Source organism: Haemophilus haemolyticus (assembly GCF_001679045.1).
Classification (GTDB): Bacteria; Pseudomonadota; Gammaproteobacteria; order Enterobacterales; family Pasteurellaceae; genus Haemophilus; species Haemophilus haemolyticus.
The window spans coordinates 1-14,760 of sequence record NZ_LYCK01000001.1 but is presented as its reverse complement, the minus strand read 5'-3'; the positions used below and the strand labels follow the sequence as shown (position 1 = coordinate 14,760).

Below are 14,760 nucleotides of genomic sequence, written 5' to 3'. Positions count from 1 at the left end.
CGCCTTCGTTATTAAACAAAGGATATATTATGCTGAGTTATCGTCACTCATTCCATGCAGGCAATCACGCCGATGTCTTGAAACATATCGTCTTAATGCTCATTTTGGAAAATCTTAAACTCAAAGAAAAAGGCTTTTTTTATTTGGATACGCACTCTGGTGTAGGTCGTTATCGTTTATCCTCAAACGAATCAGAAAAAACGGGGGAATATAAAGAAGGTATTGGACGCTTGTGGGATCAAACAGACTTACCCGAAGATGTTGCACGTTATGTAAAAATGATCAAAAAACTCAATTATGGTGGCAAAGAACTACGTTATTATGCTGGCTCGCCGTTAATTGCTGCTGAATTGTTGCGCCCACAAGATCGCGCACTATTGACTGAGCTTCATCCTAGCGATTATCCAATCCTTCGCAATAATTTTAGTGACTACAAAAATGTCACCGTAAAATGTGACAATGGCTTTCAACAAGTCAAAGCAACGCTACCTCCAAAAGAACGCCGAGGCTTGGTGCTAATCGATCCGCCTTATGAATTAAAAGAAGATTATGATCTTGTCGTCAAAGCTATTGAAGAAGGCTATAAGCGTTTTGCCACTGGCACTTATGCGATTTGGTATCCCGTTGTATTACGCAAACAAACTAAACGTATTTTTAAGGAATTAGAAACAACGGGGATTAGAAAAGTTCTAAAAATTGAGCTCGCTGTTCGCCCTGACAGCGATCAACGAGGTATGACGGCAAGCGGTATGGTGGTAATTAATCCACCTTGGACATTAGAAACCCAAATGAAAGAAATTTTGCCTTATCTCACAAAAACATTAGTTCCAGAAGGTACAGGAAACTGGACTGTCGAATGGATTACACCTGAATAACCGTCTCTTCCCATTCTAAACACCACTAAATTTCACCGCACTTGACTTCAAAAGTGCGGTGAAATTTTCTGAGATTTTAAATACCCCAAATCATTAACCACACTGTTCCCAAAAGCCTATTTTTTCGCTAGAATGCACGCAATTTTTGACTTAATAAAGGATAACATTATGTTTGGAAAAGGCGGTTTAGGCGGCTTAATGAAACAAGCCCAACAAATGCAAGAAAAAATGCAAAAAATGCAGGAAGAAATCGCGCAACTAGAAGTAACGGGTGAATCTGGTGCAGGTTTAGTGAAAATCACAATTAATGGTGCACATAACTGCCGTCGCATTGACATTGATCCGTCTTTAATGGAAGACGATAAAGAAATGTTAGAAGATTTAATCGCGGCCGCTTTTAACGATGCGGTACGTCGTGCAGAAGAATTACAAAAAGAAAAAATGGCATCGGTTACTGCTGGAATGCCATTGCCTCCAGGAATGAAGTTTCCGTTTTAATTATTAGGCGCGTGAATATAAAATTCACGCGTCATCTCTTATTTACCTTTCATTAAATCACTATGCAAAGCAGCCCACTTTTAGAACACCTTATTGAAAACTTACGTTGTCTTCCAGGCGTAGGGCCTAAATCTGCGCAACGTATGGCTTATCATCTTTTACAACGTAATCGTAGCGGTGGGATGAATTTAGCTCGAGCACTCACAGAAGCCATGTCTAAAATTGGTCATTGTTCACAATGTCGAGACTTTACGGAAGAAGACACTTGCAACATTTGCAATAATCTACGCCGTCAAAATTCAGGTTTGCTTTGTGTCGTTGAAATGCCAGCAGATATTCAAGCAATTGAGCAAACTGGACAATTTTCAGGACGTTATTTTGTCTTAATGGGACACTTATCACCACTTGATGGTATTGGTCCTCGTGAAATTGGTTTAGATTTACTGCAAAAACGTTTAGTAGAAGAATCTTTCCACGAGGTGATTCTTGCAACAAACCCAACAGTGGAAGGCGATGCAACAGCAAACTACATCGCTGAAATGTGCCGCCAACATAATATCAAAGTGAGTCGTATCGCTCATGGCATTCCTGTCGGTGGTGAACTGGAAACTGTGGACGGCACAACGCTGACTCACTCTTTTCTAGGTCGTCGTCAAATCGACTAATGTCCTCATACCATTATGCGTTTATTTATCGCTGAAAAACCAAGCTTAGCTCGAGCTATTGCTGATGTGCTCCCCAAACCCCATCAACGTGGGGATGGTTTTATCAAATGTGGCAATAATGATGTGGTAACTTGGTGTGTAGGGCATCTGCTCGAGCAAGCTGAACCCAATGCCTATGATCCCAAATTCAAACAATGGCGTTTAGAACATCTCCCTATCATTCCTGAAAAATGGCAACTTTTACCGCGAAAAGAAGTAAAAAAACAACTTTCTGTGGTAGAAAAACTGATCCATCAAGCGGATACACTTGTTAATGCAGGAGACCCTGATAGAGAAGGACAATTACTTGTAGATGAAGTGTTCAGTTATGCCAATTTATCTGCCGAAAAACGCGATAAAATTTTACGCTGCTTGATTAGCGACCTAAATCCAAGTGCAGTAGAAAAAGCGGTTAAAAAATTACAACCCAACCGTAACTTTATTCCTCTTGCCACATCCGCACTCGCACGAGCCCGCGCCGATTGGCTTTATGGCATTAATATGACCAGAGCCTATACCATTCGTGGCAGACAAACTGGCTATGATGGCGTGCTTTCAGTTGGTCGAGTACAAACCCCAGTACTAGGTTTAATTGTACGTCGAGATTTGGAAATTGAACATTTCCAACCCAAAGACTTTTTTGAAGTGCTCGCTTGGATTAATCCAGAGAATAAAGAAGAAAAAACTCAGGAAAAATCAACCGCACTTTTCAGTGTCTTATGGCAACCAAGCAAAGCTTGTGAAGATTACCAAGATGATGACGGCAGGGTGCTCTCTAAAGGATTAGCAGAAAACGTTGTAAAACGTATTACAAATCAACCTGCGGAAGTAACCGAATACAAAGACGTTCGTGAAAAAGAAACGGCGCCCTTGCCTTATTCCCTTTCTGCGTTACAAATTGATGCAGCAAAGCGATTTGGTATGTCCGCTCAAACCGTATTAGATACGTGTCAACGCCTATATGAAACTCATCGTTTAATTACTTATCCGCGTTCTGATTGTCGCTATTTGCCCGAAGAACATTTTGCAGAACGCCATAACGTATTAAATGCAATTTCAACCCATTTTGAAGCTTATCAACGCTTACCAAATGTCATTTCAACTGAACAAAGAAATCGCTGTTGGAATGATAAAAAAGTAGAAGCTCACCATGCAATCATTCCAACGGCCAAAAATCGTCCAGTAAATCTAACACAAGAAGAACGTAATATTTACAGCCTTATCGCTCGCCAATATTTAATGCAATTTTGTCCTGACGCAGAATATCGTAAAAGCAAAATCACATTAAACATTGCCGGCGGTACTTTTATAGCTCAAGCGCGAAATTTACAAACGGCCGGGTGGAAAGAATTGTTAGGCAAAGAAGACGATACAGAAAATCAAGAACCCTTATTACCAATAGTAAAGAAAGGACAAATTTTGCATTGTGAACGCGGAGAAGTCATAAGTAAAAAAACTCAGCCGCCAAAGCCTTTCACGGATGCAACCTTGCTTTCAGCAATGACGGGGATTGCAAGGTTTGTACAGGATAAAGAACTCAAAAAAATTCTGCGAGAAACCGATGGATTGGGTACAGAGGCTACTCGTGCAGGCATCATTGAATTACTTTTTAAACGCGGTTTTTTAACGAAAAAAGGGCGAAATATTCACAGTACAGAAACAGGAAGAATTTTAATTCAGGCATTACCAGATATTGCCACCCAACCAGATATGACGGCCCATTGGGAATCGCAACTCACAGACATTAGTCAAAAACAAGCAACCTATCAGCAATTTATGCATAACTTGAATCAAATGTTGCCTGATTTAGTCCGTTTTGTAGATCTTAATGCATTAAGACAATTAAGCCGCATTAAAATGATCAAATCCGATAGAACCAAACCTAAAAGTGCGGTAAAAAAATCGAGTAAATCAAACGGTCAAACTGATTAAAGTTAAACCAATTAATATTTTTTTTATGCAAAGCACTTGCGAGAAAATTGAATTTTCTATAACATTCACGACCAGTTTTCTTGCAAAATTGCAAATTAGAGAGAAAAAATGTATCAAGTTCTTTTATTTATTTATGTTGTTGTCGCGATTGCCTTGATCGGGTTTATTCTCGTTCAACAAGGTAAAGGAGCGAATGCTGGCGCATCTTTTGGTGGTGGCGCATCAGGTACAATGTTTGGCTCTGCTGGTGCAGGTAACTTTTTAACACGTACTAGCGCGATTTTAGCAACCGCATTTTTTGTTATTGCTCTTGTTTTAGGTAACATGAATTCACATAAAGGCAATATTCAAAAAGGTGCTTTTGACGATTTATCAAAAGCTGCAGAGCAAGTTCAGCAACAACAAACAGCTCCAGCGAAAGACAATAAAAATAGCGACATCCCACAATAAAATAGGATTAGCATAAAATTAACGCTCTGGTGGTGGAATTGGTAGACACGCTATCTTGAGGGGGTAGTGACCACAGGTCGTGCGAGTTCAAGTCTCGCCCAGAGCACCATTTAACTAAACAAAACCCCGCGAAACTAATCGCGGGGTTTTGTTTTATCTACTATTATTAGTTTTATCTTATTTCTCGTCTCATATTCCATCACAATACCCCCTCCAAGATTCAATATCAAAAACAGTAAACTATAGAAGATAAGACCTGATTATTAGATATGGCAAAGAGTTTTCCTTGAATGCCCTATAAAGGCTTTATTTCATTATTACAAGCTGTAAGAAACCACTCCTTTTATAACTAGATATAATCTTTATAAATATACACAAGGTTCATATGAACGTTTTTCTTTACTGATTCAAAGCATTAATGAAAATACAAAAGAAAGAAGATAAGGAAAAACAGAATTAATTCTGATGGTTAATAACTTCCGTTTTAAACGGAGAAATCATTTATGTGCTGGTACAAGATATAGCAAAAAGCCGCTAAATTTCTTTAGCGGCTTTTCTAAATTTGGCTCCTCCTGCGGGACTCGAACCTGCGACATATGGATTAACAGTCCACCGTTCTACCGACTGAACTAAGGAGGAAATGGTGCCTCGAGGCGGAATCGAACCACCGACACGGGGATTTTCAATCCCCTGCTCTACCGACTGAGCTATCGAGGCGTTATCGTTATTGGCTACTGCCTGACAACGGAGCGTATTAAACTATTTTTTCGGGATTCGGTCAACACCTAAATTTAAAAAAATACAAAAAAACGTTGCGTTTGAATAGTTAATCATCAATATGTTTATTAAAACAACGAAATAATAAAATTATTGTAAAATAAACCGCACTTATTATAAAAAATGCTCGATGGTATTTCCCAACGAGCATTTTTAATTATCTGAAAAAATCCAACTATCGTCTTACACGGAATTTTTTCTGTGCTTTATCTACTTTCAACAAATAATTGCGAGCTTGTGATGATGGGTGAGCCGTCGTTAGAATGCGATAAACTTGCTCTGGATACATTTGGTTAATTTTGTAAATCGCCATATCCTTATCATTATCAAAAACACGCAATACAGCACCGGCACCACTATTATAAGCAGAAATCATTGCAAAACGTTTTGAGGTCGGATTCGTAATTCCATCTAAATATTGATTTTGCAAAATCCATAAATAAGATACGCCAGCATCAATATTATTCGCAGGATCATATAAATAACGCGTTGATGGTTGACCGCCCTTTCCTTTCATTGCAAACACATCTCGGCCTGCTGTATGAGGCACGACTTGCATTAATCCAATTGCATTTGCATAGCTAATCGCATATGGGTTAAAACTAGATTCTGTTTGCATGATACCTAAGATCAAACTTTCATCAATGCCATAACGTTCAGCCGCTTTACGAACCAATGGTAGATATTTCTGCGCACGCACTTCTACGTGATTGGCAATCATTGGAATCGCAACAAATTGCACGGTATGCCCGTTTTGTAATCGACGAGTTTGTAATTTATTTTGAATCAAGTAAGTGGCAAAATTACTTGCAATAACTTGATTAGCAATTTGTTGCCCTTGATGATCCACAACCTGCCCTAAAAGGAATGGACGAGAGCTAATCGGCACATCGCCAGATGCAAATAAATCAATACCTTTTGCATCTGCCCCCATTAACAAGGTATGGACAATAGCATTATGTAAACGATTTAGATCTTGCTGGGTTTCAATAACGATATTACCTTCATCAAAACTCACGTGGCTACGCGTATAAAAAGAATCTGTATATTTCACGTAATCTTTTCGACTAGCCACTAACAATTCATTTACACCCCAAATGCGGTCAATATTATGCGAGAATTGCCCCGTGAGGATATCTAACCCTTGCGTATCTTTTGCAAAGGACTCATCATAATTCATGCCTCCACGATTCAAGGAGTCGCTACAAGCATACAAAAGCGGTAATAACGCTAATACTAAATACTTTTTCATTGTATAACAGCCAATTAATTTGATGGAGGAACATAACCTTCAATATGAACATCTTTACCTTCAAACAAAAAATTTACCATTTCTTGTTCTAGCAATTTACGGTGTTCCGCATTCATCATATTGAGTTTTTTCTCATTCACTAGCATTGTCTGTTTCTTAATCCATTCGCCCCAAGCTTTCTTACTCACCGAATCAAAAATTCGTTTACCGAGTTCTCCAGGATAAAGTTGGAAATCTAAACCTTCCTCTTCTTGTTTGAAATACTCACAAAATACCATTCTTGCCATAATAATTCCTTGCAAATTGTATTAAAAGATTCTTCACAGGCTGAGCCAGCCCGATCTGTTCAGGATTTTGCGGATCATACCAATATTTGACCGCACTTGATAGATTTGATTGATATTCTTTTGGACTTTCCACAACTTTGCGCCAATCTAAATTAGCTTGCTCAATATTAATTCCACCGTCCATTTCTGCATAAATAGGATGGATATCTAAATGGAAATGGCTAAAGGTATGACGAAAAGCTGGCCATTCTTGATAATAGCTGACTTTTTCTTGCACTAAAAAATGAAGCAACGAAGCTTTATCTTCAAATTGTGGAAAACAAAACAATCCGCCCCATAACCCCGAGTTTTCTCGCTGCTCCAAGCACACTTTGCCATTTTTAGATAAAATCAAAAAATAAGTCTCTTTTTCTGGCATATTTCTTTTAGGCTTTTTAGCAGGAAACTTTTCCCAACTATGATTTTGATAAGCTAAACACTCTAAATTTAATGGGCAAAGCTCACATTTTGGTTTAGTTCGCGTACATACCATCGCGCCGATATCCATCATAGCTTGATTAAAATCCGCGACACGATCTGTGGGGGTAACCTGTTCCGTCAACGTCCACAAATGATTTTCTACTTTTTTCTCACCAGGCCACCCTTCAACAGCAAAATAGCGAGCTAACACTCGTTTTACATTACCATCTAAAATCGGATAAGGCTGATTTAATACGGAAGATAAAATAGCTCCAGCTGTCGAGCGCCCCACGCCTGGTAACGCCCAAACATGCATAAAATCTATCGGAAAATTTCCATTAAATTCATCCCGCACTTTCTGAGCAGCCTTATGCAAATTACGCGCCCGAGCGTAATAGCCTAAACCAGACCATAAATGCAAAACCTCGTCTTGCGAAGCATTGGCAAGTGCGGTGATATTTGGAAATGTTTTAATAAATCGCTCAAAATAAGGAATGACTGTCGCGACTTGTGTTTGTTGTAACATCACCTCAGAAAGCCATACACCATAAAGCGTTTTATTTTGTTGCCACGGTAAATGTTTGCGGCCAAATTTGTCATACCATTTCAGCACTGATTGTGCAAAAGGTGCGTTACTTGAAGATTTTGCTAACATAAAAGAAAAGTGCAGTTAAAAATCCGAATGATTTTACACGAAAATAGGGCTTGTTTATCTGTATTTTTTCAGTATAATCCGCGATCTATTTGGTGCCAATTATGGCGTATTATTAACTCACGCGGTGTGGGGAGAAAGTTCTTATAGCGGCGTGGCTTCATTTTGAGGTTTTCTATGAAACAAGGTATTCATCCTGAATATAAAGAAATCACAGCAACCTGTTCTTGTGGTAATGTGATCAAAACTCGTTCAACTTTAGGTAAAGACATCAATCTTGATGTGTGTGGTAACTGCCACCCATTCTACACTGGTAAACAACGTGTTGTTGATACTGGTGGTCGTGTTGAGCGTTTCAACAGCCGTTTCAAAATTCCAAGCACAAAATAATTTGGACTTGTTTAAAAAACCCCGCCAATCTGCGGGGTTTTGTTTTATCAAGAAGATAAAATGTTGCTCATTTCAACAAACTAGTTTACAAACCCATCGCATTCTCAACCTGAACGAAAAATCCTTTATCATTCAAAATAACGCTGTAATCTGTTTGATAACTTTTGCTCTCAGTCACCACTAAAGCATGGCAACTTCTAATACCTTTTTGTGGATAAAATTGCGTTTCTCTTGCTTGAAGAATTTGTTTCACCATCATGCTGGTTTTCGTTGCATCTCCTTGCTGCTTAAATGCATCAGATAGCACTTTTGACACAGAAAAATCATTACATTGTGGCACGATCACTGGCTTATAAACTGACTTCTCCTTTGCTGTTTTTTCATGTATTGTTGAAACAACTGTTGTCGGCTTTTTCTCAATATATGTCTTAGGTTTCGAGCTAATTTCCTTTACCAAAGCTTTAGGCTTTTTGTCTGTCAATTTCTCAACTTGTTTTTTATTTTTAGTACTAGTTTTCTTGGTTAGTACTAATTTCATTTCTTTCATTTTTTTAGTTTGTTGTTTTTTATCTAAAGATTTAGTTACTACAATTTTTTTATTTATTTGATTTTTATGTACTGGTGCTGCAGTAACTGATGTCGTAAAAAATGGCAACAATACCAAAATGAACGTTATCAATTTTCTCATTCATGTCTCCTTAAACATAAAGTGCGGTTAAAATTAACCGCACTTTGAATGCTAAATAAAAAAAGTAAAGCGATAAATTAAAGGTAGTAGTGTTCTACATAATTTAATTTATCATCTAGTTTTAATACTAAAGGTTGGCCTGTTGGAATTTCAAAATCCATAATTTCAGCATCAGAAATACCGATAATATGTTTTGCCAACGCACGGAGTGAGTTACCGTGAGCAACAACTAAAACACGTTTACCAGAAAGCATTGCTGGTGCAATTTGGTCTTCCCAGAATGGAAGTGCACGCTCTAAAGTAATTTTTAAGTTTTCTGCATTTGGCACAACGTCAGACGGAATATTTGCGTAACGACGGTCATTATGTGCAGAATTTGGATCTTGTGGATCTAAATCTGGTGGAGAAATGTCATAAGAACGACGCCAAATATGAACTTGTTCGTCACCGTATTGTTCCGCAGTCGCTTTTTTATCTAAACCTTGTAAGGCACCATAATGACGTTCATTTAAACGCCAGTTTTTCACTTGAGGAATCCATAATTGATGGGATTCTTCTAACACGATGTTACAAGTTTTGATTGCTCGAGTTAGCACAGATGTAAATGCGATATCAAACTCATAGCCAGCATCTAATAATTTTTTGCCCGCTGCTTTTGCTTCTTCTACGCCGCGTTCTGTTAAATTTACATCACGCCAGCCAGTGAACAAGTTTTTCGCATTCCATTCACTAAAACCGTGACGGATAAATACTAATTCCATAAGAATCTCCTAAAATTTAAGTAAAAGATAACTCGCACTTTATAGCAAAAATTGAGTATGTTTAAAAGCAAAAAGGCGAGTTTTCCTGATCTTTAGCAAAAAATAGGGGCTAAACTTTTTCGCCTTTTAACAAATATGATAAGATTTGTGCGATTTTAAGAATTTAGGAAAAATTATGCTGTATTCGGGATTAAACAAAAAAATATCGCCATTTTTCACCGCACTTTTTGGCTGCGGTTTGTTGATTTTTTCCCCAATAAGCCATGCGTCCGATCTTAACCAGATTCAAAAGCAAATTAAGCAACAAGAATCTAAAATTGCTGAACAAAAACGCGAGCAAGCTAAGTTACAAGCTAATTTGAAAAACCATGAAAGTAAAATTAATGCTGTCGTGGGGGAGTTACATGAAACAGAAATGAGCTTGAAAGAAATTCGTAAGCAAATTTCTGATTCAGATAAACAACTCAAACAATTGGAAAAACAAGAATCTGAACAAAAATCACGCTTAGCGAAACAAATGGATATGATTTATCGCTCGGGTTTAAATCCTTCCGTCATTGAAAAAATGTTTTCTAAAAATGCGGAAAAAGCAGAACGCATGAAAGTGTACTATCAACATTTAAACCAAGTTCGAATAGAAATAATTGATAGTTTAAAAGCAACACAATCTCAAATTGTATCCCAAAAAGAATCAATCTTAGGCCAACAAAAAAATCATCGAGATCAACTTTTAACACAAAAAAAACAGCAGCAAGAATTACAAAAATCACAACAAGAACGCCAATCTACACTAAATGAACTTAATAAAAATTTGGCGAGAGATCAAAATAAATTGGATAGCCTAAAAGCTAACGAACAAGCGCTCCGTCAAGAAATTCAACGTGCAGAAAAAGCGGCATTAGAACAAGAAAAAAGAGAGCGAGAAGCGCTTTCACAACGACAAAAAGCTGAAGAAATACGGACTTCAAAGCCTTATCAACCGACAGCACAAGAACGCCAATTGCTTAACAGCGCAAGTGGTTTAGGGATTGCCAAAAAACAATATTCAGCACCAGTTTCAGGGCCAACTTTACATAATTTTGGAACGATTCAGGCAGGTGAAGTTCGTTGGAAAGGTATGGTTATTGGTGCCTCATCTGGAACTGCAGTCAAAGCCATTGCGGCTGGACGTGTCATTTTAGCAGGGTATTTGAATGGCTACGGTTATATGGTCATCGTTAAACATGGAGAAACTGACTTAAGTTTGTATGGTTTCAATCAAGCCGTATTGGTAAAAGTTGGTCAACTTGTTTCTGCTGGACAAACTATTGCTCAAGTGGGCAATACTGGTGAAATCTCTCGTTCCGCACTCTATTTTGGAATTAGCCGAAAAGGCACACCAGTGAATCCAACCGGATGGATTCGTTAATGAAACTTCTCATAAAAAGTGCGGTGAAAAATTTCATCATTTTTTCTACCGCACTTTATACTTCCATCTCCCTTGCGCAAAATAAACTTGCTATTGTTATTGATGATGTCGGCTATCATCTCAAAGAAGATGCGGCTATTTTTGCAATGCCGCGAGAAATTTCCGTAGCAATTATTCCTGCTGCGCCTCATGCTCGAGCAAGAAATCAAGAAGCAAAATCTCAAGGTCGAGACATTTTAATTCATATGCCGATGCAACCGGTGAGTGCGGTGAAAATAGAAGATGGAGGACTACATTTAGGAATGTCTTCAGCGCAGGTCAATGATCGGGTAAATACAGCCAAAAATATCGTGAATTATGCAATTGGCATGAATAATCACATGGGCAGTGCCGCTACAGCCGATCCCCAATTAATGACTTATTTAATGACCGCACTTCAAGAAAAACATTTATTCTTTTTAGATAGTCGAACAATAGGAAAATCTGTAGCAGGAAAAATAGCAAAAGAACAAGGAGTTCGTTCATTAGATCGCCACATATTTTTAGATGACAGTAACGAACTAGCTGACGTTCAACATCAATTTCAAGTTGCAATTCAATATGCAAGGAAACATGGTACAGCGATTGCGATAGGACATCCTCGTCCAAATACAATAGCGGTGTTACAAGCAGGTCTTAACAATTTACCATCAGATATCCAACTTGTCGGAATGGGCAACTTATGGCGTAATGAAAAAGTAAACCCGCCTAAGCCATTTGTTTTATTATTTACAGAAATGCCTGCGCCAACCTCAATGGAACCTTTTGAACCCGTAGGATTACTACGTGGAATTCCAAAATAAAAACCTGATTTTACAATCAGGTTTTTGTCTTATTTAGAAAGTGCATTTCTTAATTTACCTTGATGTCTTTCTAATAATGCCTTGGCCTCTAATTTTGATAAATTACTTAAAATCATCATAATTGCAAGCTTGGCATTTTGATCTGCTTCAATTAATGTCTGCTCAGCGAGCACTTTATCACAATCCGTTGCCTGCATTACGATACGCACGGCGCGTGCTTTAAGCTTTTCATTACTGGCTTGTACATCGACCATCAAATTTTCGTAACATTTACCCAATAAGATCATACTTGCCGTAGTCAGCATATTCAGTACCATTTTTTGTGCGGTACCAGATTTTAAGCGACTAGATCCCGTCAATATTTCAGGGCCAACAATAGTCTCTATCGCAATATCGGCTATCTCAGCCATCGCAGATTTTGGATTACTCGCAATAGAAATTGTCAAAGAACCAAGAGATTTAGCGTATTGAAGACCTGCAATAACATAAGGTGTGCGGCCACTTGCAGCAATTCCGACTAATACATCATTTTTTGAGAGATTTATACTTTGTAGATCCTCAAGTACAGCTTTTGTATTGTCTTCCGCCCCTTCTACGGGATGACGGATAGCATGTTCGCCCCCCGCAATAATACCTTTGACCATTTCCGAAGATACACCAAATGTAGGGGGACATTCTGACGCATCTAATACGCCGAGACGACCGCTCGTCCCTGCCCCAATATATACTAAACGCCCACCCTGTTGAAAAGCATGAACGATTTTATCTACCGCTAAAGAAATCTCAGGCAAACATGCTTCAATAGCTAAAGGAACTTGTTTATCTTCCTTATTCATTAATCGAATAATATCTAAAGCACTTTGACGATCAATATCAACTGAGTTCGGATTTCGTTGTTCCGTAATTAACGTAGATAAACTTTTTAATATAATGTCATTCATATTTTGACCTTAGTCTTTAGGAAAAATAGCCCCCAAACTAACCGCACTTTTTGCGCCAGTTACGCTAGGCAGGTTTGCTGGTAAATTGTTCACTCGACAATAAGCCAACCAAGCAAAAGCAGCGGCTTCTACATAATCAATATCAAAACCTTGCTCTGTCGTTGTACCAACCTGCCAATCGAGTAAATTATCATGCAATCCACGCATAATTAAGCTATTCTTTGCACCGCCGCCACATACTAGTAAACGTTTTGGTAAATCTGTTTGGAGCTGATTTAGTGCATTAACAATGCTTGTTACCGTCAATTCAACAAGAGTCGCTTGCACATCTTCTGGGGCTAATGTCATTTTAGATGAAAGAGCGGTAAGTTCTACAGATGCTTTTTCTACTTTGCCAATTAACCAGTCAATATTAAATAACTCTCTCCCTGTGCTTTTTGGGGCTGGTAAAGAGAAGAAAGGTTCATTTAATAATTCATCAAGCAGAACTTGATTCACTTTGCCTTTTGAAGCCCACTCGCCATTTTTGTCATAGCGATGGCCTTGGTGTTTTTCTATCCATTGATCTAATAATGTATTACCTGGACCTGTATCAAAGCCAATTACAGGTTGATTAGGAAACAATATAGAGACATTACTAATCCCACCAATATTTAAAACAACTGTAGCAAAATTAGGATTTGAGAATACAGCTTTGTGGAAAGCGGGTACAAGAGGAGCCCCTTGTCCGCCTAAAGCCATATCTTTACGACGAAAATCACCAATAACAGATATTCCCGTTTTCGCTGCCAATAAATTCATATCGCCTAGTTGCATCGTGAAAGGAAATTCCGAAGCAGGAGAATGCCATACAGTCTGCCCATGACAACCAATAGCTTCAATTTGGCTTGGAATAAGATTATATTTTTGTAGAAAGGTATGTACACAATCACAATACAGTAAAGCAAGCTCATGATCCAGTTCGCCTAAATTTTGTAGAGTTGTTTCACCTGCTTGAATGAGTTTGGTTAATTTATGACGTAAATTTTCTGGCATAGGAAAAAAATCAGATAAGATAAGTCGAGGCTCTAGAGAAAAATCAACGAAAGCAATATCTACTCCATCTAAACTAGTTCCAGACATCATGCCAAGATAATATTGAGGTTTCATACTAATTATTTTTATATTTAAAATTTGATAATTATATATCTAATTCAAAAAGAAAAATAAAAAGAATTATTAAATAATATGAAAAAGGTATGAGTATAAAGATATTTTATGATTAATTGAAAAGAAGATTTTAATGGCAGGGGCGGAGAGGCTCGAACTCCCAACACCCGGTTTTGGAGACCGGTGCTCTACCAATTGAACTACGCCCCTATTGGTATGAATAAATTGGCGGAATGGACGGGACTCGAACCCGCGACCCCCTGCGTGACAGGCAGGTATTCTAACCAGCTGAACTACCACTCCGCTAAATGTGGTAATTGGCAGTGCCTTACTCTCACATGGGGATACCCCACACTACCATCAGCGTTACAACATTTCACTTCTGAGTTCGGTATGGTATCAGGTGGATCTATTGCACTATCTCTGCCAAAAATTTTTATTTTTTTAATTTATTCAATGAATAAACTAAAAAAATAAACCTGGCGGTGCCCTACTCTCACATGGGGATGCCCCACACTACCATCGGCATTACAGCGTTTCACTTCTGAGTTCGGTATGGTGTCAGGTGGTTCCACCGCACTATCGCCGCCAGGATAATTCTTTGATAACTCGTCTTTTCTCTTCTACCTCTCGCTACTCAGCTCTTATTCGACCTTTCACTCGTTCTTATTGGCTACAAGCTGAACGTTTAGTTA

15 protein-coding genes, 5 tRNA genes and 2 rRNA genes are annotated in these 14,760 nt (G+C 38.3%); 9 read left to right on the top strand and 13 right to left on the bottom strand.

Features of this window, described 5'->3' with window-relative positions; translation table 11 throughout:
* Positions 1-29 precede the first annotated feature (29 nt).
* The 6 genes from A8M50_RS00110 (at position 30) to A8M50_RS00085 (ending at position 4,568) form a co-directional block, all read left to right on the top strand.
* Complete coding sequence (locus A8M50_RS00110) at positions 30-875, top strand: 23S rRNA (adenine(2030)-N(6))-methyltransferase RlmJ (RefSeq protein ID WP_005646739.1); 846 nt, start codon at positions 30-32, stop codon at positions 873-875.
* Between the two features lie 168 nt (positions 876-1,043).
* Complete coding sequence (locus A8M50_RS00105; protein WP_005629464.1) at positions 1,044-1,373, top strand: YbaB/EbfC family nucleoid-associated protein; 330 nt, start codon at positions 1,044-1,046, stop codon at positions 1,371-1,373.
* 62 nt (positions 1,374-1,435) lie between these two features.
* Positions 1,436-2,038 (top strand): recombination mediator RecR, encoded by a 603-nt coding sequence (recR, locus tag A8M50_RS00100; protein ID WP_005646852.1) that lies wholly within the window; start codon positions 1,436-1,438, stop codon positions 2,036-2,038.
* Between the two features lie 15 nt (positions 2,039-2,053).
* Positions 2,054-4,009 carry a DNA topoisomerase III gene (locus A8M50_RS00095; protein WP_005646774.1) on the top strand — a complete coding sequence of 652 codons (1,956 nt, stop codon included), beginning with the start codon at positions 2,054-2,056 and terminating at the stop codon, positions 4,007-4,009.
* A gap of 108 nt (positions 4,010-4,117) precedes the next feature.
* Positions 4,118-4,459, top strand: a complete 342-nt coding sequence (gene secG / locus A8M50_RS00090) for a preprotein translocase subunit SecG (protein ID WP_005646786.1) — start codon at positions 4,118-4,120, stop codon at positions 4,457-4,459.
* A gap of 23 nt (positions 4,460-4,482) precedes the next feature.
* Positions 4,483-4,568: transfer RNA gene (locus tag A8M50_RS00085), tRNA-Leu, on the top strand.
* A 454-nt stretch (positions 4,569-5,022) separates the two neighbouring features.
* Here the strand turns inward: A8M50_RS00085 and A8M50_RS00080 are convergent.
* The 5 genes from A8M50_RS00080 to mutY all read right to left on the bottom strand — a co-directional run bounded on the left by A8M50_RS00080 (position 5,023) and on the right by mutY (position 7,889).
* Positions 5,023-5,098: transfer RNA gene (locus A8M50_RS00080), tRNA-Asn, on the bottom strand.
* A 2-nt stretch (positions 5,099-5,100) separates the two neighbouring features.
* Positions 5,101-5,176, bottom strand: a tRNA-Phe gene (locus tag A8M50_RS00075).
* Between the two features lie 235 nt (positions 5,177-5,411).
* Positions 5,412-6,488, bottom strand: coding sequence for a membrane-bound lytic murein transglycosylase MltC (mltC, locus tag A8M50_RS00070; RefSeq protein WP_032826606.1), 1,077 nt, complete (start codon positions 6,486-6,488; stop codon positions 5,412-5,414).
* Between the two features lie 14 nt (positions 6,489-6,502).
* Positions 6,503-6,775 (bottom strand): oxidative damage protection protein, encoded by a 273-nt coding sequence (locus tag A8M50_RS00065; RefSeq protein WP_005646769.1) that lies wholly within the window; start codon positions 6,773-6,775, stop codon positions 6,503-6,505.
* Positions 6,753-7,889 carry an A/G-specific adenine glycosylase gene (gene mutY, locus A8M50_RS00060; protein WP_005646847.1) on the bottom strand — a complete coding sequence of 379 codons (1,137 nt, stop codon included), beginning with the start codon at positions 7,887-7,889 and terminating at the stop codon, positions 6,753-6,755. The genes A8M50_RS00065 and mutY overlap by 23 nt, the downstream gene beginning before the upstream one ends.
* A 174-nt stretch (positions 7,890-8,063) precedes the next feature.
* Between mutY and rpmE the strand changes: the two genes are divergently transcribed.
* Complete coding sequence (gene rpmE, locus A8M50_RS00055) at positions 8,064-8,276, top strand: 50S ribosomal protein L31 (protein WP_005625828.1); 213 nt, start codon at positions 8,064-8,066, stop codon at positions 8,274-8,276.
* Positions 8,277-8,361: 85 nt separating this feature from the next.
* On the opposite strand, the gene A8M50_RS00050 is transcribed toward rpmE, so the two are convergent.
* Positions 8,362-8,964 carry a hypothetical protein gene (locus tag A8M50_RS00050; RefSeq protein WP_005646743.1) on the bottom strand — a complete coding sequence of 201 codons (603 nt, stop codon included), beginning with the start codon at positions 8,962-8,964 and terminating at the stop codon, positions 8,362-8,364.
* Between the two features lie 77 nt (positions 8,965-9,041).
* Positions 9,042-9,725 carry a 2,3-diphosphoglycerate-dependent phosphoglycerate mutase gene (locus A8M50_RS00045; protein WP_005625827.1) on the bottom strand — a complete coding sequence of 228 codons (684 nt, stop codon included), beginning with the start codon at positions 9,723-9,725 and terminating at the stop codon, positions 9,042-9,044.
* A 175-nt stretch (positions 9,726-9,900) separates the two neighbouring features.
* On the opposite strand from A8M50_RS00045, the gene envC reads away from it, so the two are divergent.
* Positions 9,901-11,133 (top strand): murein hydrolase activator EnvC, encoded by a 1,233-nt coding sequence (gene envC, locus A8M50_RS00040; RefSeq protein ID WP_005646789.1) that lies wholly within the window; start codon positions 9,901-9,903, stop codon positions 11,131-11,133.
* Positions 11,133-11,975, top strand: coding sequence for a divergent polysaccharide deacetylase family protein (locus A8M50_RS00035; RefSeq protein WP_005646800.1), 843 nt, complete (start codon positions 11,133-11,135; stop codon positions 11,973-11,975). The genes envC and A8M50_RS00035 overlap by 1 nt, the downstream gene beginning before the upstream one ends.
* 29 nt (positions 11,976-12,004) lie before the next feature.
* On the opposite strand, the gene murQ is transcribed toward A8M50_RS00035, so the two are convergent.
* The 6 genes from murQ to rrf (A8M50_RS00005) all read right to left on the bottom strand — a co-directional run bounded on the left by murQ (position 12,005) and on the right by rrf (A8M50_RS00005) (position 14,658).
* Entirely contained in the window at positions 12,005-12,916 is a 912-nt protein-coding gene (murQ, locus tag A8M50_RS00030; protein ID WP_005646735.1) for an N-acetylmuramic acid 6-phosphate etherase, read from the bottom strand.
* Between the two features lie 9 nt (positions 12,917-12,925).
* Positions 12,926-14,065: an anhydro-N-acetylmuramic acid kinase gene (locus tag A8M50_RS00025; protein WP_005646843.1), complete on the bottom strand. Its 1,140-nt coding sequence runs from the start codon at positions 14,063-14,065 to the stop codon at positions 12,926-12,928.
* A 134-nt stretch (positions 14,066-14,199) separates the two neighbouring features.
* A tRNA-Trp gene (locus A8M50_RS00020) sits at positions 14,200-14,275 on the bottom strand.
* A 16-nt stretch (positions 14,276-14,291) separates the two neighbouring features.
* Positions 14,292-14,368 (bottom strand) — tRNA-Asp (locus A8M50_RS00015).
* Positions 14,369-14,380: 12 nt separating this feature from the next.
* Positions 14,381-14,496, bottom strand: a 5S ribosomal RNA gene (rrf, locus tag A8M50_RS00010).
* Positions 14,497-14,542: 46 nt separating this feature from the next.
* Positions 14,543-14,658, bottom strand: a 5S ribosomal RNA gene (gene rrf, locus A8M50_RS00005).
* Positions 14,659-14,760 lie beyond the last annotated feature (102 nt).

Coding starts and splice junctions, on each gene's coding strand:
- A8M50_RS00110 (WP_005646739.1), top strand. CDS start 30: ATGCTGAGTTATCGTCACTCATTCCATGCAGGCAATCACGCCGATGTC.
- A8M50_RS00105 (WP_005629464.1), top strand. CDS start 1,044: ATGTTTGGAAAAGGCGGTTTAGGCGGCTTAATGAAACAAGCCCAACAA.
- recR (WP_005646852.1), top strand. CDS start 1,436: ATGCAAAGCAGCCCACTTTTAGAACACCTTATTGAAAACTTACGTTGT.
- A8M50_RS00095 (WP_005646774.1), top strand. CDS start 2,054: ATGCGTTTATTTATCGCTGAAAAACCAAGCTTAGCTCGAGCTATTGCT.
- secG (WP_005646786.1), top strand. CDS start 4,118: ATGTATCAAGTTCTTTTATTTATTTATGTTGTTGTCGCGATTGCCTTG.
- mltC (WP_032826606.1), bottom strand. CDS start 6,488: ATGAAAAAGTATTTAGTATTAGCGTTATTACCGCTTTTGTATGCTTGT.
- A8M50_RS00065 (WP_005646769.1), bottom strand. CDS start 6,775: ATGGCAAGAATGGTATTTTGTGAGTATTTCAAACAAGAAGAGGAAGGT.
- mutY (WP_005646847.1), bottom strand. CDS start 7,889: ATGTTAGCAAAATCTTCAAGTAACGCACCTTTTGCACAATCAGTGCTG.
- rpmE (WP_005625828.1), top strand. CDS start 8,064: ATGAAACAAGGTATTCATCCTGAATATAAAGAAATCACAGCAACCTGT.
- A8M50_RS00050 (WP_005646743.1), bottom strand. CDS start 8,964: ATGAGAAAATTGATAACGTTCATTTTGGTATTGTTGCCATTTTTTACG.
- A8M50_RS00045 (WP_005625827.1), bottom strand. CDS start 9,725: ATGGAATTAGTATTTATCCGTCACGGTTTTAGTGAATGGAATGCGAAA.
- envC (WP_005646789.1), top strand. CDS start 9,901: ATGCTGTATTCGGGATTAAACAAAAAAATATCGCCATTTTTCACCGCA.
- A8M50_RS00035 (WP_005646800.1), top strand. CDS start 11,133: ATGAAACTTCTCATAAAAAGTGCGGTGAAAAATTTCATCATTTTTTCT.
- murQ (WP_005646735.1), bottom strand. CDS start 12,916: ATGAATGACATTATATTAAAAAGTTTATCTACGTTAATTACGGAACAA.
- A8M50_RS00025 (WP_005646843.1), bottom strand. CDS start 14,065: ATGAAACCTCAATATTATCTTGGCATGATGTCTGGAACTAGTTTAGAT.